This window comes from Streptomyces sp. NBC_01635 (genome assembly GCF_045209715.1).
GTDB lineage: Bacteria > Actinomycetota > Actinomycetes > Streptomycetales > Streptomycetaceae > Streptomyces > Streptomyces hirsutus.
In genome coordinates, this window is sequence record NZ_CP109277.1 from 3221525 (window position 1) to 3242542 (window position 21018).

Annotated in this window: 17 protein-coding genes and 2 tRNA genes; 8 read left to right on the top strand and 11 right to left on the bottom strand. The window is 71.2% G+C overall.

The features are described 5' to 3' along the window. Positions 1-66 precede the first annotated feature (66 nt). Both tig and OHB56_RS15115 read right to left on the bottom strand, forming a co-directional pair. Entirely contained in the window at positions 67-1503 is a 1437-nt protein-coding gene (gene tig, locus OHB56_RS15110) for a trigger factor (protein ID WP_326752747.1), read from the bottom strand. Between the two features lie 169 nt (positions 1504-1672). After that, positions 1673-1749 (bottom strand) — tRNA-Pro (locus OHB56_RS15115). A gap of 167 nt (positions 1750-1916) precedes the next feature. Between OHB56_RS15115 and OHB56_RS15120 the strand changes: the two genes are divergently transcribed. Further along, positions 1917-1990 (top strand) — tRNA-Gly (locus tag OHB56_RS15120). Positions 1991-2044: 54 nt separating this feature from the next. Here OHB56_RS15120 and OHB56_RS15125 read toward each other — a convergent pair. Continuing rightward, positions 2045-2239: a hypothetical protein gene (locus OHB56_RS15125; protein WP_055593252.1), complete on the bottom strand. Its 195-nt coding sequence runs from the start codon at positions 2237-2239 to the stop codon at positions 2045-2047. A gap of 666 nt (positions 2240-2905) precedes the next feature. Here OHB56_RS15125 and OHB56_RS15130 point away from each other — a divergent pair. Beyond that, entirely contained in the window at positions 2906-4129 is a 1224-nt protein-coding gene (locus OHB56_RS15130) for an acyltransferase family protein (RefSeq protein ID WP_406353791.1), read from the top strand. 235 nt (positions 4130-4364) lie between these two features. Here the strand turns inward: OHB56_RS15130 and OHB56_RS15135 are convergent, their stop codons facing one another. The 6 genes from OHB56_RS15135 to OHB56_RS15160 all read right to left on the bottom strand — a co-directional run bounded on the left by OHB56_RS15135 (position 4365) and on the right by OHB56_RS15160 (position 11258). Then, positions 4365-5252: a septum formation family protein gene (locus tag OHB56_RS15135; RefSeq protein ID WP_326752749.1), complete on the bottom strand. Its 888-nt coding sequence runs from the start codon at positions 5250-5252 to the stop codon at positions 4365-4367. 716 nt (positions 5253-5968) lie between these two features. Continuing rightward, a complete protein-coding gene (locus OHB56_RS15140; RefSeq protein ID WP_326752750.1) occupies positions 5969-6445 on the bottom strand; it encodes an HD domain-containing protein in 477 nt (158 codons plus the stop codon). 98 nt (positions 6446-6543) lie between these two features. Next, positions 6544-7722, bottom strand: coding sequence for a PP2C family protein-serine/threonine phosphatase (locus OHB56_RS15145; protein WP_326752751.1), 1179 nt, complete (start codon positions 7720-7722; stop codon positions 6544-6546). A gap of 127 nt (positions 7723-7849) precedes the next feature. Continuing rightward, positions 7850-8677: an Fpg/Nei family DNA glycosylase gene (locus OHB56_RS15150; RefSeq protein WP_406353794.1), complete on the bottom strand. Its 828-nt coding sequence runs from the start codon at positions 8675-8677 to the stop codon at positions 7850-7852. Positions 8678-8830: 153 nt separating this feature from the next. Continuing rightward, positions 8831-9316, bottom strand: a complete 486-nt coding sequence (locus OHB56_RS15155; protein WP_350855193.1) for a ribose-5-phosphate isomerase — start codon at positions 9314-9316, stop codon at positions 8831-8833. 100 nt (positions 9317-9416) lie between these two features. Beyond that, positions 9417-11258, bottom strand: coding sequence for a serine/threonine-protein kinase (locus OHB56_RS15160; protein WP_406353796.1), 1842 nt, complete (start codon positions 11256-11258; stop codon positions 9417-9419). A 220-nt stretch (positions 11259-11478) separates the two neighbouring features. On the opposite strand from OHB56_RS15160, the gene OHB56_RS15165 reads away from it, so the two are divergent. Next, positions 11479-12201, top strand: a complete 723-nt coding sequence (locus tag OHB56_RS15165) for a hypothetical protein (RefSeq protein ID WP_406353798.1) — start codon at positions 11479-11481, stop codon at positions 12199-12201. A 175-nt stretch (positions 12202-12376) separates the two neighbouring features. On the opposite strand, the gene OHB56_RS15170 is transcribed toward OHB56_RS15165, so the two are convergent. Then, complete coding sequence (locus OHB56_RS15170; protein ID WP_055631125.1) at positions 12377-12982, bottom strand: biotin transporter BioY; 606 nt, start codon at positions 12980-12982, stop codon at positions 12377-12379. A 508-nt stretch (positions 12983-13490) separates the two neighbouring features. On the opposite strand from OHB56_RS15170, the gene OHB56_RS15175 reads away from it, so the two are divergent. The 3 genes from OHB56_RS15175 to OHB56_RS15185 all read left to right on the top strand — a co-directional run bounded on the left by OHB56_RS15175 (position 13491) and on the right by OHB56_RS15185 (position 16034). After that, positions 13491-14822 (top strand): amino acid permease, encoded by a 1332-nt coding sequence (locus OHB56_RS15175; protein WP_406359071.1) that lies wholly within the window; start codon positions 13491-13493, stop codon positions 14820-14822. Between the two features lie 195 nt (positions 14823-15017). Next, positions 15018-15659 (top strand): superoxide dismutase, encoded by a 642-nt coding sequence (locus OHB56_RS15180; protein ID WP_406353800.1) that lies wholly within the window; start codon positions 15018-15020, stop codon positions 15657-15659. Positions 15660-15791: 132 nt separating this feature from the next. Then, entirely contained in the window at positions 15792-16034 is a 243-nt protein-coding gene (locus OHB56_RS15185; RefSeq protein WP_326752756.1) for a hypothetical protein, read from the top strand. 130 nt (positions 16035-16164) lie between these two features. Here OHB56_RS15185 and OHB56_RS15190 read toward each other — a convergent pair whose 3' ends face one another. Next, positions 16165-16815: a DsbA family protein gene (locus tag OHB56_RS15190; protein WP_326752757.1), complete on the bottom strand. Its 651-nt coding sequence runs from the start codon at positions 16813-16815 to the stop codon at positions 16165-16167. 178 nt (positions 16816-16993) lie between these two features. Between OHB56_RS15190 and pepN the strand changes: the two genes are divergently transcribed. Both pepN and OHB56_RS15200 read left to right on the top strand, forming a co-directional pair. Further along, positions 16994-19615 carry an aminopeptidase N gene (gene pepN, locus OHB56_RS15195; protein WP_406353803.1) on the top strand — a complete coding sequence of 874 codons (2622 nt, stop codon included), beginning with the start codon at positions 16994-16996 and terminating at the stop codon, positions 19613-19615. Between the two features lie 268 nt (positions 19616-19883). Next, positions 19884-20942 (top strand): hypothetical protein, encoded by a 1059-nt coding sequence (locus tag OHB56_RS15200; RefSeq protein ID WP_406353804.1) that lies wholly within the window; start codon positions 19884-19886, stop codon positions 20940-20942. Positions 20943-21018 lie beyond the last annotated feature (76 nt).

The window sequence follows — 21018 nt, forward strand, 5'->3', positions numbered from 1 at the left end:
CGGCAGACGGGCCCCGGAACGGAATGTCCGGGGCCCGTCGTACGTCCGTCAGAGGCGACGCGAGGTTCAGCCCTCGGTCTTCTCCTCGGCCTTGTCGGCCTTGGCGTCGTCGGCCTTGGCGTCGGCGTCGTCGGCCTCGGCGGGGGCCTCCTCGGCGTCCGCGGCGGGGGCCTCGGCGGTCTCGTCCTCTTCCTCGTCCTCGAGGTCGACGATCTCGCCGTTGGTGTCCTTGACCACGGCCTTCTCGACCACGGCGGCCAGGGCCTTGCCGCGGGCGACCTCGCCGACCAGGAGCGGAACCTGACCGCCCTCGACGACCGCCTGCGCGAACTGGTCGGGGGACATGCCGGAGGAGGCCGCACGCCGCATGAGGTGCTCGGTGAGCTCCTCCTGGTTGACGTTGTGCTTCTCCTGGTTGACCAGCTGGTCGAGGACGAACTGGGTCTTGATGCCCTTGACCGCGGCCTCGCGGGTCTCGGTGTCGAACTCCTCGGCGGTCTTGCCCTGGATCTCGAGGTACTTCTCGAGGTCGAGGCCCATCTGGCCGAGCTGGTGGTGCTCGAGGTTGTGCTTACGGGTGTTGATCTCGTCCTCGAGCAGCTTCTCGGGGACGGGGACCTCGACCAGCTCGAGCAGCTTGTCCAGGACGCGCTCCTGGGCCTGCGTGGCCTGGTCGTACTCCTTCATGTTCTCCAGGCGCTTGCGGCTGTCCGCGCGCAGCTCCTCGAGGGTGTCGAACTCGGAGGCGAGCTGCGCGAACTCGTCGTCCAGCTCGGGCAGTTCACGCTTGGCGACCTGGGTGACCTTGACGGTGACCTCGGCCTCCTTGCCCGCTGCGGAGCCGCCCTTCAGCTCGGAGGCGAAGGTGGCCTCCTGGTCGGCCGACAGGCCCGTCACCGCGGCGTCGACGCCGTCCAGCAGCTCGCCGGAGCCGATGGTGTAGGAGACGCCGTTGGCGATGCCGTCCTCGAGGACCTCGCCGTCGACCTTGGCTTCGAGGTCGATCGTGACGACGTCGCCGTCCTCGGCGGCACGCTCGACCGGGGCGGTGGAGGCGAAGCGCTCGCGCAGCTCCTCGACGGCCTTGTCGACGTCCTCCTCGGTGACCTCGACGGCGTCGACCTCGACCTCGATGCCGGAGTAGTCCGGGATCTCGATGGTCGGGCGGATGTCGACCTCGGCGGTGAAGTTGAGCGTCTCGCCGTCCTTCAGCTCCGTGATGTCGACCTCGGGCTGGCCCAGCGGGTTCAGCTCGGCCTCGTTGACCGCGTCGGTGTAGAACTTCGGGAGCGCGTCGTTGACCGCCTCCTCCAGCACCGCACCGCGGCCGAAGCGCTGGTCGATGACCCGGGCCGGGACCTTGCCCTTACGGAAGCCCTTCACCGTGACCTGCTGGTTGATCTTCTTGTACGCCGCGTCGAGGCTGTCCTTGAGCTCCTCGAAGGGCACCTCGACAGTGAGCCGAACCCGAGTCGGATTCAGGGTCTCCACGGCGCTCTTCACGGTTCGGTCTCCTTGTGGCTGACTTCTGGATTTCCACCGGGACCAGAACGGTCCGGCCGATTCGCAGCCCGGAGACTTCAGACGCTGGAGACACACGGGCGTGCAGCTTGCATAGTAACGGCAGCGACTGCAGCGCCCCAAAGCCGATCACTGGCGGTGATCAGGTGACTGGTCGGGGTGGCGGGATTTGAACCCACGGCCTTCCGCTCCCAAAGCGGACGCGCTACCAAGCTGCGCCACACCCCGTCTGGTGCGACACGTAGGGTACATGCCGCCGCCCGGCCGGGCCTCCTCATTGCACCGGGCGTGGTGCGACGCCGAGGCCGAAAGGGGCACGCGGTGTGCGACAAGGGCGCACCACCCGCTACGATGCCTGTCAGTGCCGCGCTCCCAGGGCGTGCGGTGCGCGATGTGCGGGCGTAGCTCAATGGTAGAGCCCTAGTCTTCCAAACTAGCTACGCGGGTTCGATTCCCGTCGCCCGCTCCACACGGTTCAGGGCCGGCCGGAGGTTCATTCCTCCGGCCGGCCCTGTTCGCGTTCTCAGAAGCTGACCGAGTTGATCATGTCCGCTATCGAGTCCATGAAGCGGTTGATCGACGGGGCCATGCCGGTGGAGGCGAGGAAGAAGCCGAAGAGGATCGCGACGATCGCGGGCCCGGCCTTGATGGAGCCGCCTCTGATCAGTACTACAAGGATGATCGCCAACAGCAGCACCACAGACAGTGAAATGGCCACAACTGATCACACCCTTGGTCGGTCCGCTCGTCCGGTCCGGGCGACGCATCCCCGCGCACCCCGCCAGAACCATCGTGCCACCAACAGGGCCGCCCTATGCGGCTCGTGACGCATCATCCGTCTCACATCGGCCAGGTTCCGCGTGCGCGCCCGCCCGCGCGAGGCGGCGGGCGGGCCGTGGGCGGGCCCCGCGCGAAGCCAACGGTGGCTTCTCGCACGGTAATTCGACTCACCACTCACGGATGAAATCCGACCGGACCGGTGCCATATCCACACAACACCTCCGCGGCCATTCCCCCTTACTGCTCCACGTATCCCGACGAGCCCCCAGGCAGACCCCGAAAAGGAATGAAGCGGACACTCCTTCGGGATCGACGGGCGGGTCATATGCACCGTTCGCCCGGGAGGAATCGGGTCACACACGGCGCACCAGGTGTTCTGGAGCCTTGCTCATGCGGTGCGTTCGGCGTGTGTCGGCCATCACGCCGGCATAACCGTCGGCATTCACGGATCGCGGGTATCCGGAATGGACAACCAGAATGACGTGGGAGTTTTACGCCTCCCCGCGGTGAAGGCTAGGGTGCCTCAGATGTTCCACGCTGCCTCGTCCCCCAGAAGCGCAGCGAGTGCGCCGGTCCCCTCCCCGAGTTCCTGGCGGGTGGCCCTGTGACGAACTCGCCTCGACCGAACGGCAACCGCACAAGGCCGCTTCCCCCGGCCTCGTCGCCGGGAACCGGTGCGTCGACGACCGATATGCCGAGGAGCGGGGCGTCGGGCTCCGGCAAGCGGCGGGACGCGTTCTTCGACAACGCCAAGTACCTGGCGATCGTGCTGGTGGCCGTAGGCCATTTCTGGGAGCCCATCAAGGGTGACAGCCGGTTCATGGAGGCCGCGTACACCGTCGTGTACGCCTTCCACATGCCGGCCTTCATCATCGTCTCCGGCTTTTTCTCGCGCAGCTTCGACATGCGCCCCGACCGGCTGCGGCGGCTGGTCACCGGCGTCGCCGTGCCGTACATCGTCTTCGAGACGGCCTACCCGCTCTTCAAGCGGGTCGTCGACAGCGACCCGCAGCAGGAGATCAGCCTTCTCGATCCCTGGTATCTGACCTGGTTCCTGTGCGCGCTGTTCGTCTGGCGGCTGACCACGCCGATCTGGAGGGCGGTGCGCCACCCGCTGCCGCTGGCGCTCGGCCTCGCCATGCTGGCGAGCGTCTCCCCGCAGATCGGCGACGACCTCGATCTGCAGCGTGTCCTGCAGTTCCTGCCGTACTTCGTGCTCGGCCTGTGCATGAGGCCCGAGCACTTCCACCTGGTGCGCCGCCGGTCGGTGCGGATCCTGTCGGTGCCCGTGTTCGTCTCCGCGCTCGCACTCGCCTGGTGGGCGGAGCCGCGGATGACCACCGGGTGGCTCTACCACCGTGACTCCGCGCAGGAGCTGGGCGCGCCGTGGTGGGCCGGCCCGGTGATGGTGCTGGTGCTGTTCGGCTGCTCCCTGCTGCTGACGGCCTGCTTCTTCGCCTGGGTGCCGGGCCGCCACATGTGGTTCACGGCACTCGGCGCGGGCACGCTGTACGGCTATCTGCTGCACGGCTTCGTGGTGAAGGCCGGGGACTACCAGGGCTGGTTCGAGCCCTCGGTACTGCGCGAGCCGGTCGGCGTGGCCGCCGTGACCGTGTGCGCGGCGGTCCTGGTGACGTTCCTGTGCTCCAGGCCGGTGCAGCGGGTCTTCCGGTTCGCGATGGAGCCGAGGATGGAGTGGGCCTTCCAGCGCGACGCGGCCGGACCGGCCCGCGAACGCGAGCAGGGGGAGAAGTGGACGAAGCAGGAGGCCGGGGGGACGCGGGAGTCCCGGGAAGGCCGGGAGGCTCAGGAGCAGGTCTCCGCATAGGTCCTGTGCGGTCGATCACGTCGGAGGACCGGTTACGCCTCGCCCGGGACCGGCTGCCGGCCCGGCTCGTGAAGAGCTTGCCGGGCTCACCCCCGATCCGACCGGGGATTCCGGCCGGGCGCCGTCGTGCCGTCGGACGCCGAAGGCGCCGGCGAAAGCGGAGAGAGATCCGGACAGGCCCCGGGAAGCGGGGCCGCGTCCTTGACGGACGCGGCCCCGCCGACCCGACGGAGCGTCAGCCCGCCCAGACCTCGGCCTCGTCGGCCGGGACGGTGGTGGCCAGTCCCAGTTCCTTGCGGGCGGCGACCGACTTGTTCGGGTCGATGTCGGTGAAGGCCGGGTCGTAGGCGAGGTAGAACGCGTCGGCGTCGGCGGCGTTCGCGGCCTTCTTCCAGTTCCCGGCCGCCTTCGTCAGCGTCGCGCGGAGCTTGCCGACCTCGGCGCCCTCGATGCCGTCCAGGCCCTCGACGTGTGCGTCGAGGGCGGCCGTGACGGCCTTGGCCTGCGCCTTGTAGCCGGCCAGGTCGTCCTCGACGGTGTCCTTCTCCGGCTGGTTCGCCCACAGGGCCTCGTAGACCGCGTTCGAGCCATTGAGGTACGCGGTCTGCTCGGGCTTGAGGGACTTCGCGGTGTTCAGCGATCCGCTGAACGTGCCCTTCTCCGCGGTGTAGGTGCAGCTCACCGCGCGGTCGCCCGTCGCCCAGCTCTCCTTGGTCGGGGTGTAGTGGGAGAGGCCGACGCCCTGGGGGAGCGCCCAGGTGTCCGGGGCGTACTTCTGCGCCTCGACCAGGCAGCGGTCGTCCGCGATCGTCGAGACCCCGTCGTCGCCGGGGTACTCCTTGCCCTCGTCGATCGCGAACTCGCCGACGACCTGGCCCTCGTGCGCCTCGTCGCAGGGCACGACCTCGACGGCGAACGCCTCCCCCTCGGCCTTGCCGTTCGGGTTGTAGCAGTCGCCGACGTCCAGCGAGAACACCGAGCGCTGGCGAGCCACCTTCTTCGCGCCGTCCTTGGCACTGCCGACGGCGTCGGAGACGTCCGAGCATCCCACCGCGCCGATCGCGAGCAGGGCGACAACGGCGGATATGCCGCGAAGGGAACGGTAGGGGGCGCGGATTGCCATGACGTGTACATCCTCTTATTTGATCTTTATGAGAGCCGCGCGCATCGTATGCCATTCCTGTGGCCCGGTGGTGCGGAGGCCCTCACCTCATCGCGGTGTCTCTGACTCGCGACGGGCCGCGAGGGTTGTATCCGGGCTGCTCACAGGGGGAGCCGGGCACTGTGGAGCGTGGGGGGCGTGCGCGAGGGCGGGCGTACCGCGGGGTGCGGATTCGCCACGAACCGGTCACCCGTCTCGCCGGCCGGACGCCCGCGGATTCGGAGCGTGCCTCCGTACGTGAGCGTCGAAGCCGCTGCCTGAGCGCACCTATACCTTCGAGTGGGCTTGCTGACCCTGGAGCCGGTTGAGCCGGCGGCGAGGGACGCAAAGGCGCTGGGGTCCCCACAGGACCGCGTGCGGGCCGGGACTTGTCCGGGCGGTCATGTTGCTGGTCAAGGCGCGCGCGTGTCGAAGACGAGCGTGGGCAACGAGACCGGCGGCATGCTCGGCCTTCGGGTCGAGCCGTGGGGCACCGGTCGTTGGATGCGTCCCGGTGAGGAGTTCACCGTGGTGACCCACGCGGAGCCGGAGGAGTCGCCGTTCAACGTGGTCGTGCACAGCCGGGGCATCACGGTCCGGGTGAACTCGGGAGACGGCGCCGAGGTCTTCGACAGACACGGCAGTCCGGTTCCCTGTGGCCGGCCCGGTCGATCCGACCGGCCGGTCAGGCCGGCCGGTCAGGCCGGCCGGTCGCCCGCCACGAGGCCGAGGAGTGTGTGCATCCGCGTGTACTTCTGGCTCAGTCGCGTGCGGGTCGCCTCGTCGAGCACCGCCAGCCGCGCCGGATCGGCGTTGTGCGCCAGGTCCGCCTCCTTCACCAGCAGCGCGCCCGGGGTCGCGAGGATGCGGGCCGCGTACGCCTCGGGCGGTTCCCCGGACCGCTTGGTGACCGCGAGGACGATGTCCCTGGTACGGCGGGTCAGTGCCGCTTCCCTGAGCCACTCCTGTGACAGTTTGCCGTCCTCGACGGCGTCGTGCAGCCAGGCCGCCGCGATCTGCTCCTCGTCGCCGCCGCGCGCCCGGACGCCCTCGGCGACGGCCCGGAGATGCTCGGCGTACGGCACGCCCGCCTTGTCTCTCTGGCCTTCGTGCACGGCACGGGCGGTGGCCTCGATCTGGGCCGTGGTCAGCAGGCTGTGTGGTGTCCCGGTCACCCCTCCAGTGTCGCCCGCGTGCGGTGCCGCGCGTGCTGGAGGGGGTCAGGAGAGTGGCGCCGGGCACGGGCGCGGACCGCGGTCCCGTCCCCGTCCGGTCAGCGGTTCGCGGCGGCCGTGGGGCCCTCGCGGCAGATCAGCAGGAGCGCCCGGTCGTCGTTGACGTCCTTGGCGACCGCTTCGATGAGGTGCCAGGCCGCTCCGTGGAAGCCGCCGGCGACATAGCGGTCGGCCTCGCCGGTGAGGCGGTCGATGCCTTCGACGATGTCCCGCTCCGCCGTCTCCACCAGACCGTCGGTGAACAGCATCAGCACGTCGCCGGCGCGCAGCGAGCCTTTCACCGGGTGGAACTGGGCGCCGTCGTACACCCCGAGGAGCGGGCCGTCGGCCATCTTCTCCTCCCATTTGCCGCTGCCCGCGCTGAGTTGGAGGCCCGGCGGATGCCCGGCGGAGTACAGCTCGTAGTCGCCGGAGTCCAGGTCGAGGACGAGGTGGATGGAGGTGGCGAAGCCCTCTTCCCATTCCTGGCGGAGCAGGTAGCCGTTGGCGGCCGGCAGGAAGGCGTGCGGCGGGAGGCTGCCGAGCAGGCCGCCGAAGGCGCCGGACAGCAGCAGGGCGCGCGATCCGGCGTCCATGCCCTTGCCGGACACGTCGGTCAGGACGACTTCCAGGGTGCGCCCGCCGTTGGTGCGGGCGGCGACCACGAAGTCGCCCGAGAAGGACTGGCCTCCCGCGGGGCGCAGGGACATCTCCCGGTGCCATCCGCTCGGCAGGGTCGGCAACTGGCTCTGGACGCGGATGCGTTCGCGCAGGTCGAACAGCATGGTGCCGCCGCGCCGCCAGGGCACGCCCACCCGGCTGCGGAACTGGGCGACGACCAGGCCGAAGAAGCCTCCGGCGGCCACGACGAGGACGACGCCGGGGGTGACCCGGGAGGCGCCCTCGGTGTACGGGCCGAGCCGGACGGCCTCGACTATCAGCGCGGTCGCCGCCGCCGCGTACAGGCCGAGCAGGCTCGCCGGGCGCAGCAGCAGCCCGCCGGCGACGATCGGCAGGACCAGTGCGGACGGCGCGAACCACACGGAGTTGGCGAGGGTCGCCACCGCGATGAGCGGGATCGTCAGCAGCAGTCCGGCGAGGGCTATCCAGTCGGAACCGTCTCCGCGGAAGTAGTCGACGGCAGCACGGCGCACGCCGACGCGGGCCCGGTGCCATTGCTTCTTCACCCGGGCCGTCAGCGTGTCGGCTTCTGCGCGCCTCTCTCGTCCTGCTGCCATTAGTTCGGGACCCTATCCATCGGACCGGCCACTTGGCACGGGAGGTCCTGGTTGTCCCTCGTTGGGGGACCTGCTTCACAGTCAACTTCACCGGGCGCCGTCGCGGGGGGTGTCCGACGGAAATCGTCTACCGGTGTTGGCAGGCCGGGCACCAGAAGAGGTTGCGGGCGGCGAGATCGGCGGTGCGGATCTCGCCGCCGCAGATGTGGCAGGGCCGGTTGGCCCGGCGGTAGACGTACACCTCACCGCCGTGGTCGTCGACGCGCGGCGGGCGGCCCATCGCCTCCGGGGTGTGCTGCGGACGGACGGTGTCGATGCGGTTGTTGCGGACGCCCTCGCGCATCAGCCCGACCAGGTCGGTCCAGAGCGTGTCCCACTCGGCGGGGGTGATGTCCCGGCCCGCCCGGTAGGGGTCGATGCCGTGCCGGAAGAGGACCTCGGCGCGGTAGACGTTCCCGACGCCGGCGAGGACCTTCTGGTCCATGAGGAGTGCGGCGATCGTCGTACGGCTTCGGCTGATCCTGCGGTACGCGCCGTCCGGTTCCGCGTCCGGGCGCAGGGGGTCGGGGCCGAGACGGTCGTGTATCGCCCGTTTCTCGGCACCGGTGATCAGGGCGCAAGTGGTGGGCCCGCGCAGATCGGCGTACGCGGCGGGGTGCGCGAGGCGCAGGCGGACGGTGTCCGTGGGCGGGGGCGCGGGGGCCGGGCCCAGGGCGACCTTGCCGAAGAGGCCGAGGTGGATGTGGACCCAGTCGGCGTGCTCGGGGTCGGGGTCGCGGAAGCCGAGGAAGAGGTGCTTGCCGTGGGCGTCGGCGGTGTGCAGGGGGGTGCGGTCCAGGAGGGCGGCGGCGTCACTGAACTTGCCCTGGGGGCTGGTCACTCGGAGAGGGCTGCCGTCGGCGAAAGCGGCGGCGTAGTCCTCGGCCAGCCGGTGGATGGTGTGTCCCTCCGGCACGGGTCCGCTCCCTCCCTCTCTTCTCTCGCTGCCCTCTGCATGCCCTTCGCATGCCCTCCGACTGCCCTGTGGCCGCCGGAGCCGGCCGCGTCCTTCGGCCCCGCCGCGGGAGCCGCGGCTCCCGCGGCGGGTCGTGTCCGGGCCGGTCGCCGGTTACTGCTGGGGGTGGTGGGGCGGGATCGGGGGGAGGTCGCCGGTGGTCTCGTAGGCCGCGAGCATGTCGATGCGGCGGCTGTGGCGCTCGTCGCCCGAGAACGGGGTGCCGAGGAAGATCTCGACGAACTTCGTCGCCTCGTCCGTGGTGTGCATGCGTGCACCCACCGCGACCACGTTGGCGTCGTTGTGCGTGCGGCCCAGCGCCGCGGTCTCCTCGCTCCACGCCAGGGCCGCCCGTACGCCCTTCACCTTGTTCGCGGCGATCTGCTCGCCGTTGCCGGAGCCGCCGATCACGATGCCGAGGCTGCCGGGGTCGGCGGCGGTCCGCTCGGCCGTGCGCAGGCAGAAGGGCGGGTAGTCGTCCTGGGCGTCGTAGATGTGCGGCCCGCAGTCGACGGGCTCATGACCCGCGTCCTTGAGCCACGCGGCGAGGTGGTTCTTGAGTTCGTATCCGGCATGGTCGGAACCGAGGTACACGCGCATGCTCCGAGTGTGACACGGCGGATCGCGCGCGGGCGCGTCGGGGCAGGGGCACGGGCACGGGAGTGCGGGGTACGGGGGCACAGAAGCGTGGGGCAGGGATTCAGAGCACCGTGAAGCTCTCCTTCACCTTCTCGTACGTGCCGAGCGCGGTGGTCCCGGTGTGCGGCTGGTACCAGATGTTGATCTGGTACGACTTCCCGTCCGTGTTGAAGCCGAGCAGACGTGCGTGCCAGGCGACGCCCTTGAGGGTGAACGTGTACTCCCAGACCACCGCCGGGTGGTCGCGGAAGGCGGTCTCCTCGAGGCGGATCTTCCGGTATTCCCGGCCCCGGTGGGCGTTGCGTTCCGAGGTCTGCCAGGTCTCCAGCAGGTCGCCGCGGGCCAGGGAGGACTTGGCGACGAGCTCCTGGCCGCCGTCCGGGGAGGTGTAGTGGACCTCCGCTCCGGTCTGTACGTCCCGCCGCCAGCCCTCGGGCGGGGCCCAGGCGAAGCCGCCGGCCTCCCGGCGGCTGCCCGGCGGAAGGGTGGCCGGGCGGGAGGTGCCGCCGACGGTGGGCGGGGCGTCGCCCGCGGTCGCCGGGCCGGACGGCGGGGAGGACACGGACGACGTGGACGGCGTGGACGCGGTCCGCGCCGTCGTGGAGGAGGCGGCGGCCCGGGTGCCGTCGTCCGGCGAACCGGCGTTCGGCGCCAGGAGGACGGCGACGACGGCACCCGCGGCGAGCGCCGTGCCGCCGACGGCCGCGAGCACGGTACGGCGACGGTCGCCGCCTCGCTCCCGCCCGTGCCCGGTCCGGCGCGGAGCGGCCGGCAGTGCGGGGCCCAGGGGCTCCCCCGGCGGCATGGGGTCGGGCAGCGGCATGGGGTCGGGCAGCGGTACGGGGCCGGGGTGCGGGCGCTGCTCGGTGACCGCCCGGGCACGGTCGAGGGAGACACCGCGAGGGGCGGGCGATGCGGAGGAGGCCGGGGACGGGGACGAAGCCGGGGACGGGGGCGGGGGCGAGGCCGGGGACGGGGACGAAGCCGGGGAGGAGACCGGGGAGGAGACCGGGGGCGGGGATTCCGCGGGAGCGGGGCTCTCCGGGTTCACCGGCCCCGCTGTCTCCTCCGGGGTGCTCGTGGGGCGCCGTGACGCCGGGATGTCCCTCGCGGCGACCGGGAGGGTGGGAGTCGGGTCCGGGAAGGCGACCGGTTCCAGGGCGGATTCCACGTCGTCCAGGCCCGGGCGGTCCGACGGTTCCTTCTTCAGGAGGTCGGTGAGGATATCGCTCAACGGTCCTGATGCGGAGGGGAGTTCGGGCTCCTCGTAGAGCACCGCGTGCAGGGTCGCCAGGGTGGTGCCGCGGGTGAAGGGCGACTTTCCGCCCAGGGCGGCGCAGAGGGTGGCGCCCAGGGACCAGAGGTCGGAGGGCGGCCCCTGGGGACGGCCGGAGATGCGCTCGGGGGCCATGTAGTCGGGCGAGCCGACCAGCATCCCGATCATGGTGAGGGCCTTGGCGTCCTGAATGGCCGCGATGCCGAAGTCCGTGAGGACGACCCGCCGTTCGCGGGACCGGCCGCCGCCGTTCTCCACGAGGACGTTCCCGGGTTTGATGTCGCGGTGCAGCACCCCGCGCGCGTGGACCTGTCGCAGCGCGGCGACCAGGCCCAGACCGACGCGGGCCGTGTCGGACGGGCTCAGCCGGCCCTGTTCGGCGACGATCCGCTCCAGGGAGCGGCCGACCACCAACTCCATGACGATCCACAGGCGTTCGCCCTCGTCGACCACGTCGTAGACCCGTACGACGTTGGGGTGGTCGATCCGGGCGGTGGCCCTGGCCTCGCGCAGGGTGCGTTCGCGGCGGGTGCGGGCGTCCTCCGCGTCGAGACCGTCCATCCGCATCTCCTTGACGGCGACCCACCGGTCGAGCATTTCGTCGACGGCTCGCCACACCCGCCCCATTCCCCCCTGCCCGACACTCTCTTCCAGTCGATAGTGCCCCGCCACCAGAATCCCCGCGACACCGTCACTGCCCGCATTTCCCGGCAATTCGCTGCACCCCCTTCGCGATACACCGAGCGAAACACAATGGTCACACTTTCGGCCGCCCCAGCATAGTGCGGACAAATCTTGTGGTACTTCTTCGAGTACGCGGATTCAGGCGCGGGCAAGGGGGGCGAACATGAGTTCTCGTCGCACGACGACCATCACAGGATCGCTGGTGGCAGCATCTTTCTCGGTGGTTCTGATCCTTTCCGGCACGGCCGGTGCGGAGGCCGGGGAACCCGGGAGCGACCAGGGGGGAAAATCCGTCGACCAGGCACCGCCGGGGGTCGAGACGACCACCCGGCTGCCCGAGAGGATCTCGGTCGACAACGAATCGGAAAAGACGTCGATAACCGCCATGGTGAAGAACGAGGGAAACAAGGACAGCGGGAAGATCAATCTTTTGGTGGTGGGTTTCGACGGGCTCACCGTCAAGGGAGTGAAGGGCTGCGCGCCCATTCCCGCGAACAGTCTTCCGGAAGGTTCGAACAGCGGTTTCCGTTGCGCTCTCGACCATCTGGCGGCCGGCGCCTCGAAGTCGTACGCCGTCGACGCCACGTACGACCTCGGCAAGGCCGGGAAGATCTGCCTGCCCGTCCAGTCCGGGGACGGGTCGAAGACGTACTGGCAGCAGGGCCCGGTGCCGTTCGGCACCACCAACCCGTCACCGGACGCCCCGGCCACTCCCCTGCTCCTCGGTACCGACAACCAGCCGGTGAACCCGGGCGCGGACGAGTTGCCCAGGACCGGTCCCGCGCGGGAGCTGTTGCCGCTGGGCACGACGGCGGCCGCGCTCCTCGCGGCCGGGGCGGCCGGACTGTGGTGGTCGTCGCGGCGGCCACGGCGGCAGGAGAGCTGACCGGACCCCTCGGAGGGGCCGCCCGGCGGGTGAGCCCACCGGGCGGCCACGGGCACACGGAAGAGGGAGGCCGGCCGGGCGCTGTACGCGCGCCCGGCCGGCCTCCCTCTTCCGCTCTTTCGCTACGGACCGGTTCCGCTCTTTCGCTGCGGACCGGCTCGCAGGGGCCCGACCGTCACCGCTTGTTGACGAACCGCCAGGCGGTGGGCAGCACGCCCATGGCCAGCGCCGCCTTCAGCGCGTCACCGATGAGGAACGGGGTGAGGCCGGCCGCGATCGCGGCGGAGGCGGACATGCCGGTGGCCAGCGCCAGATAGGGCACGCCGACGGCGTAGATGACCGCCGAGCCGAGCAGCATGCTGCCCGCCGTCCGCCAGACGGAGCGGTCGGCACCGCGGCGGGCGAGGGAGCCCACGACGACCGCGGCCAGCAGCATGCCCAGGACGTAGCCGAACGACGGCATCCCGATGCCGGACCCGCCCTCGGCGAACCACGGCACACCGGCGGCGCCCGCCATCGCGTACAGCGCGAGGGCGAACAGGCCGCGCCGGGCGCCGAGAGCGGTGCCGACCAGCAGCGCGGCGAAGGTCTGACCGGTCACCGGGACCGGGGAGCCCGGGACGGGGACGGCGAGCTGGGCGGCGATGCCGGTGAGCGCGGCACCCCCGACCACGAGGGCCACGTCCCGTACACGGGACGCCGGGACGAGGTCGGCGAGGACCAGACCGACTCGGGTCCCGCCTTGCTGGTGCAGAGCGGATGTGGCGGCTGCGGTGCTCATGGGGACTCCGCGGGGTGAGGACGGTTCGGGACACGGCGACGCTATCCCAGCGCCCTCGTGCCGATCACCGTCAGCGCTCGACAAAGGCTCCAGCACACTCATGGTGGGCTCCGGACAAAAAACGCCCGCCAACCGGGGCCCGGCGTGATGCCGGTCACTGCGGTGACGTGGTCTCTCCTACAGGGCCCGGTCCGGCGGCGCCTGTAGGGTCCCGCCAAATCGGTCGGAGGCGGTCGGCGGACCCATCACCGCTCGGGGGCCAGCCAAGTAACTGGAGCATCACCCTCCGCGTAACACGTGTCCACATGCTGGGCGGCCCCTCCGTCGGGCGGAAGGGGCCGCCCAGACTGGCGTGGTTTTCACCGTCTCCCGTATTGGACGAGCCGTGTCCGTGCCCAGCCCCTCCACCGAGACACCCGGGACCCCCGCGACAGCCGGTACGTCCGGGCCGCCCGGGACACCCGGGTCGCCGCCGCGGCATCAGGACGGAGCCCCGCTCTCCCACGGCCTGAAGCAGCGCCACCTGTCGATGATCGCCCTGGGCGGGGTGATCGGCGCCGGGCTGTTCGTCGGCTCCGGCGCGGGCATCGCCGCCGCGGGGCCGTCGATCGTCATCGCCTACACCCTCTCCGGCCTGCTGGTCATGCTGGTGATGCGGATGCTCGGCGAGATGTCGGCCGCGTACCCGTCGTCCGGTTCGTTCTCGGCGCACGCGGAGCGGGCGATCGGGCCCTGGGCGGGCTTCGCCTCGGGCTGGGCGTTCTGGGTGCTGCTGTGCACGGCGGTCGGTCTGGAGGGCATCGGCGCCGCGAAGATCGTCACCGGCTGGCTCCCGGGCACGCCCGAGTGGGCGTGGGTGGCGCTGTTCATGGTGATGTTCTGCGCCACGAACCTCGCGGCCGTGAAGAAGTTCGGCGAATTCGAGTTCTGGTTCGCGGCGCTCAAGGTCGGCGCGATCTCGCTGTTCCTGGTGCTCGGCGTGCTGGCCGTCGCGGGCGTGCTGCCGGGCACCGACTCCCCCGGCGCCTCGAACCTCACCCCGCTGCTCCCCAACGGCGGCGAGGGGCTGGTGATCGGCCTGCTCGCCTCCGTCTTCGCGTACGGCGGCCTGGAGACGGTCACCATCGCCGCGGCCGAGTCGGAGAACCCGGTCAAGGGCGTCGCCAGCGCGGTCCGTACGGCGATGTGGCGGATCGCGCTGTTCTACATCGGCTCGATGGCGGTCGTCGTCACCCTGGTCCCGTGGGACTCGCCGGCGGTCGTCGAGCAGGGTCCGTACGTCGCCGCCCTGGAGCGTCTGGGCATCCCGGGCGCCGGACAGCTGATGAACATCGTGGTGCTGGTGGCGCTGCTGTCCGCGATGAACGCCAACATCTACGGCGCCTCGCGCATCGGCTACTCCCTGGTGCAGCGCGGGCAGGGCCCGAAGCTGCTGGGCCGGGTGTCGGCCGGGGTGCCGCGGATCGCCGTGCTGGCCTCGTCGGTCTTCGGGTTCCTGTGCGTGCTGCTGAGCTACTGGCGGCCCGACGACGTCTTCTCCTGGCTGCTCAACATGATCGGCGCGGTGATCCTGGTCGTCTGGATCTTCATCGCCGTCTCGCAGCTGCGGCTGCGCCGCGTCCTGGAGCGCGAGGCCCCGGAGAAGCTGGTCGTCCGGATGTGGGCGTTCCCGGTGCTGACGTGGATCGCGCTGGCCGGGATGGCCGCCATTTTCGTCCTGATGGCCCGGGAGCCCGAGACGCGCGTGCAGCTGTACTCGACGGGCGGGATGACCGTGGCCCTGGGGGTCGCCGGCTACGTCTGGCAGCGGTCCAGGGCACGCACACGAACCGAGGGCTGACACCTCCCCCCCTTCCCCCCTCTTCCCGCCGCTTCCACGGCGAGGGCCCCCGCACGGACGACCGAGTCCACGGCGGGGGCCCTTTTCCGTGCGGGCCCTTTTCCGTGCCGCTGTGCACATCGGACGCACGGAGAGCCCTTCTGCTGCTAGCGTGCAGTTGCAAGTTAGTTGCAATAAGAGGTTCGAAGGGGACCCATGCCCGTCTACACGCTGCCCGACCTGCCGTACGACTACGCGGCGCTCGCGCCGGTGATCAGCCCCGAGATCACCGAGCTGCACCACGACAAGCACCACGCGGCCTACGTGAAGGGCGCCAACGACACGCTGGAGCAGCTCGCGGAGGCCCGGGACAAGGAGTCGTGGGGCTCGGTCAACGGGCTGGAGAAGAACCTGGCGTTCCATCTCTCCGGGCACATCCTGCACTCGATCTACTGGCACAACATGACCGGCGACGGCGGCGGCGAGCCGCTGGATAAGGACGGCGTGGGCGAGCTGGCCGACGCGATCGCGGAGTCCTTCGGCTCCTTCGCGGGCTTCAAGGCACAGCTGTCCAAGGCGGCGGCGACCACGCAGGGGTCGGGCTGGGGCGTCCTGGCGTACGAGCCGCTGAGCGGCCGCCTGATCGTCGAGCAGGTCTACGACCACCAGGGCAACGTCGGCCAGGGCGCCACCCCGATCCTGGTCTTCGACGCCTGGGAGCACGCCTTCTACCTCCAGTACAGGAACCAGAAGGTCGACTTCATCGAGGCCATGTGGGCCGTCGTGAACTGGCAGGACGTGGCCAAGCGCTACGAGGCCGCGAAGTCCCGCGCGGATGTGCTCCTGCTCGCCCCCTGAGGGCCGCCCGTGAACGCCCTGCCCCGTGATCGTCTTCTCACCGTTCACCCGGCAGGCGGAAAGACGGAAGCCCCCGCGAGGACTCGACTCGCGGGGGCTTCCGGTCTGCGGTATTCCGGGTCAAAGTGCCCCATGACGACACTCAGGGCCAAGAAGTACCCCTGCTCGACCTGCGACGCGGAGCAACTGCACCGTCAGCTGACCAGGGCGGAACAGGACCAGCTCAAGGAACGGCTGGGCCGCGCGGGGGTGGGCGAGTTCTGGATCTGCGAGAACGTGCTGGACCCGGACACCGGCAAGCAGTGCCGCAACCTGCGCACGGGATGGCTCATGAAGCCGTTCCCCAAACCCATCCGCCTGCCCGAACCGGAGTGACGGGCCTGAAGTGACGGACCCGAAGCGACGAGCTCGGAGTGACGGGCCCGGAGCGAAGGGCCCGGAGCGAAGGGCCCGGAGTCACTCCGGGCCCCCGGAGCGGCCGAGCCCGGGTCGCCCCGTCACAGGGTCACAGGTTGCTGAAGTCCGGGCCCTGCGTCCGCGTGCGCTTGAGCTCGTAGAAGCCGGGGACGGAGGCCACGGCGAGGGTGCCGTCCCAGAGGCGGGCGGCCTCCTCGCCCTTGGGGGTGGGAGTGACGACCGGGCCGAAGAAGGCGATCTGCTCGCCGTCGGCGCCGGGCACGGCGATGACCGGGGTGCCGACGTCCTGGCCGACCTTGTCGATGCCCTCCTTGTGGGAGGCGCGCAGCTGGGGCTCGTACGGGGTGGAGTCCCAGTGCTCCATGAGGGAGTCGGGCAGGCCGACCTCCTTCAGGGCCGCGGCGACGGCCTCCTTCTCGGGGCCCTCGCCCTGGTTGTGGATGCGGGTGCCGAGCGCGGTGTAGAGGTCGCCGAGCACCTCGGCGCCGTGCTCCTCCTGGGCCGCGATGACGACGCGGACGGGGCCCCACGCCTTGGTCGCGAGCATCTCGCGGTACTCCTCGGGCAGCTCGTCGAGCCGGTCCTCGTTGAGCACCGCGAGGCTCATCAGGTGCCAGCGGACCTTGATGTCCCGCACCTTCTCCACCTCCAGCACCCAGCGGGAGGTCATCCAGGCCCAGGGGCACAGCGGGTCGAACCAGAAGTCGACGGGGGTGGTGGCGGTGGACGTGTCCGGCATGACGCTCCTCGGGAGGCGGGGGCGGGGAATCGCTTCCCCGGGGAAACGTCGGGGCTCCTCCCTCTCATTCCCGTCCTTCCGATTCCCGGCTGCCCCGCGTCAGGGGCGCGTGGCAGGATCGGTGCTGTACAGCCCTGTCGATGCCGACGCCGTATGACGACGTATGAGGAGTCCGCCCGTGCCCGGTGAGAACCTGACCCGCGACGAGGCCCGGGAGCGGGCCGCACTGTTGTCGGTGGACGGGTACGAGGTGTCCCTCGACCTGCGCACCGCCACCGGCGCGAGCGCCGGGGAGGGCGGGGACGGCGCGGAGGGGCCGCGCACCTTCCGCTCGGTGACGACCGTCCGGTTCCGCTGCGCGGAGCCCGGCGCGAGCAGCTTCGCGGACCTGATCGCGCCGGCCGTGACGGCCGTCTCGCTCAACGGACGGGACCTCGACCCCGGGGAGGTGTTCGACGGCTCCCGGCTGCTGCTGGAGGACCTGGCCGCCGACAACGAGCTGATCGTCGACGCCCAGTGCGCCTACTCCCGTACCGGCGAGGGCATGCACCGCTTCGTCGACCCCGAGGACGGCGAGGTCTACCTCTACACCCAGTACGAGCCGGCCGACGCCCGCCGGGTGTACGCCAACTTCGAGCAGCCCGACCTCAAGGCGCCCTACCGCTTCGAGGTGCGGGCCCCCGAGGGCTGGACGGTGTGGAGCAACGGCGTCGGCGAACTCACCGACGGTGTGTGGCGGTTCGCGGAGACCAAACCGATCTCGACCTACATCACCTGTGTGGTCGCCGGGCCGTACCACTACGTCACGGACACCTACGAGCGTGAACTGCCCGACGGCACAAAGCTGGAGATCCCGCTCGGCGCGATGTGCCGCAAGGGTCTGGCCCCACACTTCGACGCCGACGACGTGTTCCTGGTGACCAAGCAGGGCCTGGACTTCTTCCATGACCACGTCGACTACCCCTACCCCTTCGGGAAGTACGACCAGGCGTTCGTGCCCGAGTACAACCTGGGCGCGATGGAGAACCCCGGACTGGTCACCTTCCGGGAGGAGTTCATCTTCCGCGGCAAGGTCACGCAGGCGTCCTACGAGGGCCGCGCCAACGTGATCCTGCACGAGATGGCGCACATGTGGTTCGGCGACCTGGTCACCATGGAGTGGTGGGACGACCTGTGGCTGAAGGAGTCCTTCGCCGACTTCATGGGCGCCTTCTCGCTCGTGGGCGCCACCCGGTTCACCGACGGCTGGATCACCTTCGCCAACCGCCGCAAGGCCTGGGCGTACCGCGCGGACCAGCTGCCGTCCACGCACCCGGTCACCGCGGACATCCGCGACCTGCAGGACGCCAAGCTGAACTTCGACGGCATCACCTACGCCAAGGGCGCCTCGGTGCTCAAGCAGCTGGTGGCGTACGTCGGCCAGGACGCCTTCCTGGAGGGCGCCCGGCGCTACTTCAAGCGGCATGCGTACGGCAACACGCGCCTCGGTGACCTGCTGTCGGTCCTCGAGGAGACCAGCGGACGCGACATGACGGCGTGGTCGCGGGCCTGGCTCCAGACGGCCGGGGTCAACTCCCTCACTCCCCAGGTGCTGCTGGGCGCGGACGGCAGGGTCGAGGAACTCGCGGTGCTGCAGGAGGCCGCGGCTGTGTCCGATCAGCCGACTCCGTCGGCGGAGCACCCCGAACTGCGCCCGCACCGGGTCGCGGTGGGCCTGTACCAGCGCACGCCCGACGGCGCGCTGGAGCGGTACGCGCGGGCCGAGACGGACGTCGACGGGGCCCGTACGGTCGTCGCCGAGCTGGCGGGCGCCGAGGCGCCCGAGCTGGTACTGGTCAACGACGACGACCTCACGTACTGCAAGATCCGCTTCGACGAGACCTCCCTGGCCACGCTCCGCGAGCACCTGGGCGCGCTGACCGACCCGCTGGCCCGCGCCCTGTGCTGGTCGGCGCTGTGGAACCTCACCCGGGACGCGCTGCTGCCCGCGCGGGAGTTCGTGGACCTGGTGCTGCGGTTCGGCGGGCGCGAGTCCGACATCGGCGTGCTGCAGATGCTGCACGCCTGGGCCGAGTCGGCGCTCGTCCACTACGCGGCGCCCGCCTGGCGGGAGACCGGCGGCCGGCTGCTCGCCGAGGGCGCCCGGCGCGAACTGGAGGCGGCCGGGCCGGGCGGCGAGCAGCAGCTGGCCTGGGCCCGCTTCTTCGCCCGGTCGGCCGTGGCGCCGGGCGACTTCCAGCTGCTCCAGGAACTGCTGTCGGGCACGGTGACGGTCGAGGGGCTCGACGTCGACCAGGAGCTGCGCTGGGTGTTCCTGGAACCGCTGGCCGCGCACGGGTTCGCCGACGAGAAGGCGCTGGCCGAGGAGCTGGCCCGGGACGACACCGCCTCCGGCAAGCGCCACCAGGTCCGCTGCCTGGCCGCCCGTCCGTCGGCGGAGGTCAAGGCCCGGGGCTGGGCGCGGGTCGTGGAGTCGGAGGAACTGTCCAACGCCCTGGTGGAGGCGACGATCGCGGGCTTCGCCCAGCCCTCGCAGCGGGAGCTGCTCGCGCCGTACGCGGAGAAGTACTTCGCGGTGATCGAGCGGGTGTGGGAGGAGCGGTCCATTCAGATCGCCCTGCACGTGGTGCGGGGACTCTTCCCCGAGCTGCTGGACTCGCCGGAGACGCTGGACGCGACGGACGCGTGGCTCGCGGCCCACGAGGACGCGCCCCCGGCGCTGCGCCGCGTGGTGCTGGAGGCCCGGGACGACCTGGCACGTGCGCTGCGCGGCCAGGCGTGCGACGCGGCGGCGGGGTGACCGCGGGCGCGTCCGGCGGGCGTCTCCCCGGGCGCGGCACACCGGCGGGGACGGGGCACGGACACCGCCCCCGGCCCCCTCACCGGGACGCGCACTCCGCGACTGTTACGGAATGCGGTCAATGACAGCCGTGACCCCTGGTCCCACCCGAATGGACCAGGGGTTTTCGGCATCCGAACACGCGTCCTTTAGGACAGGCTTGTCCCTAAATGCCGACGAGTGTGTAACAGAGGTTCAGGAGCGGATCCGGCACGGGAGATTGCCGGACATGAACCACGATTCCCCGCTCCCCCCGCTCTCCCCGCTCTCCCCCCGCCCCCCGCACCACCTCGCCGCCGGCCCGCGGCGCGTGCTCACGACCGCCCAGCTCCGCTCGCACGGCGTCCCGGCCGCGGAGGTCGACGACCGGTGCCGCCCCGGCGGCCCCTGGCAGCAGTTCCTGCCCGGTGTCGTCCTGCTCCACCCGGGCCCGCCCAGCAGCGAGGAGCGGCTGCACGCGGCGCTCCTGTACGCGACGCGGGAGCGGTCCGTGCGCATCCTCGTCCAGCCCGGCCCGGCCGACTCGACGGCGCCCCACTACGAGGACGCGATGATCACCGGACCGGCCGCGCTGACCCTGCACGGCTTCTCCTCCGCTCCCCCACTGCCCTCCCTGGAGACCCTCGACGTCCTCGTCCCGCGGCTGCGCCGGCTGCGCTCCACGGGCTGGGTGCGCATCGTCCGCACCCCGGTGCTGCCGGCTCCCGAGCGGGTGGCGGGCGTACCGGTGGCGCCGGTCCCGCGGGCGCTGGCCGACACGGTGGCGGGCCTGGACGACGCGGGCGCGGTGCGCAGGCTGCTCACGGAGGCGGTGGTCGGCGGCCACTGCGAGGCGAGCGCGCTGGTACGGGAGCTGACCGCCGCGAAGCTGCTGGGCCGGCCGCACGTGGTGCGCGTGGTGGACTCCCTGATGGCCGAGGGCCGCGCGCACGCGGAGGACGGCCTGTACCGGATGGTGCGCGCGTACGGTCTGCCCGACCCGCTGTGGAACGTCGACCTGCGCCTGCCGGGCGGCCCCCACCTCGGCGGCCTGGACGCGTACTGGCCGGAGCAGGCCGTGGCGCTCGACCTGGACACCTGCCGGGAGAACCTCCCGGACGACGACGTGCCGCGGTCCGAGTACGCCCGCAAGCGGGAGCACCTGGAGCGGCTCGGCATCACGGTCGTGCGGGTCACCCCGCGCAGGCTGCGGGACGCCGCGGAACAGCAGGCGGCGGTGGTCCGTACCGCCCTGATGGCGGCGGACGACCGCGACCCCGCCGCCTACGTCGTGGTCCTGCCCCGCTGAACCGGGCGGGCACTCCCCCGGACCGTCCGCTCCGCCTGTGTCCGCTCCACCTGTGTCCGCTCCACCTGCGCCCGCT

Bases quoted from the DNA above. Each gene is read 5' to 3' on its own strand.
- OHB56_RS15135 (WP_326752749.1), bottom strand. From the start codon at position 5,252: ATGGCAATCCGCGCCCCCTACCGTTCCCTTCGCGGCATATCCGCCGTT.
- OHB56_RS15145 (WP_326752751.1), bottom strand. From the start codon at position 7,722: ATGGCAGCAGGACGAGAGAGGCGCGCAGAAGCCGACACGCTGACGGCC.
- OHB56_RS15155 (WP_350855193.1), bottom strand. From the start codon at position 9,316: ATGCGCGTGTACCTCGGTTCCGACCATGCCGGATACGAACTCAAGAAC.
- OHB56_RS15160 (WP_406353796.1), bottom strand. From the start codon at position 11,258: ATGGGGCGGGTGTGGCGAGCCGTCGACGAAATGCTCGACCGGTGGGTC.
- OHB56_RS15165 (WP_406353798.1), top strand. From the start codon at position 11,479: ATGAGTTCTCGTCGCACGACGACCATCACAGGATCGCTGGTGGCAGCA.
- OHB56_RS15170 (WP_055631125.1), bottom strand. From the start codon at position 12,982: ATGAGCACCGCAGCCGCCACATCCGCTCTGCACCAGCAAGGCGGGACC.
- OHB56_RS15180 (WP_406353800.1), top strand. From the start codon at position 15,018: ATGCCCGTCTACACGCTGCCCGACCTGCCGTACGACTACGCGGCGCTC.
- OHB56_RS15185 (WP_326752756.1), top strand. From the start codon at position 15,792: ATGACGACACTCAGGGCCAAGAAGTACCCCTGCTCGACCTGCGACGCG.
- OHB56_RS15190 (WP_326752757.1), bottom strand. From the start codon at position 16,815: ATGCCGGACACGTCCACCGCCACCACCCCCGTCGACTTCTGGTTCGAC.
- OHB56_RS15200 (WP_406353804.1), top strand. From the start codon at position 19,884: ATGAACCACGATTCCCCGCTCCCCCCGCTCTCCCCGCTCTCCCCCCGC.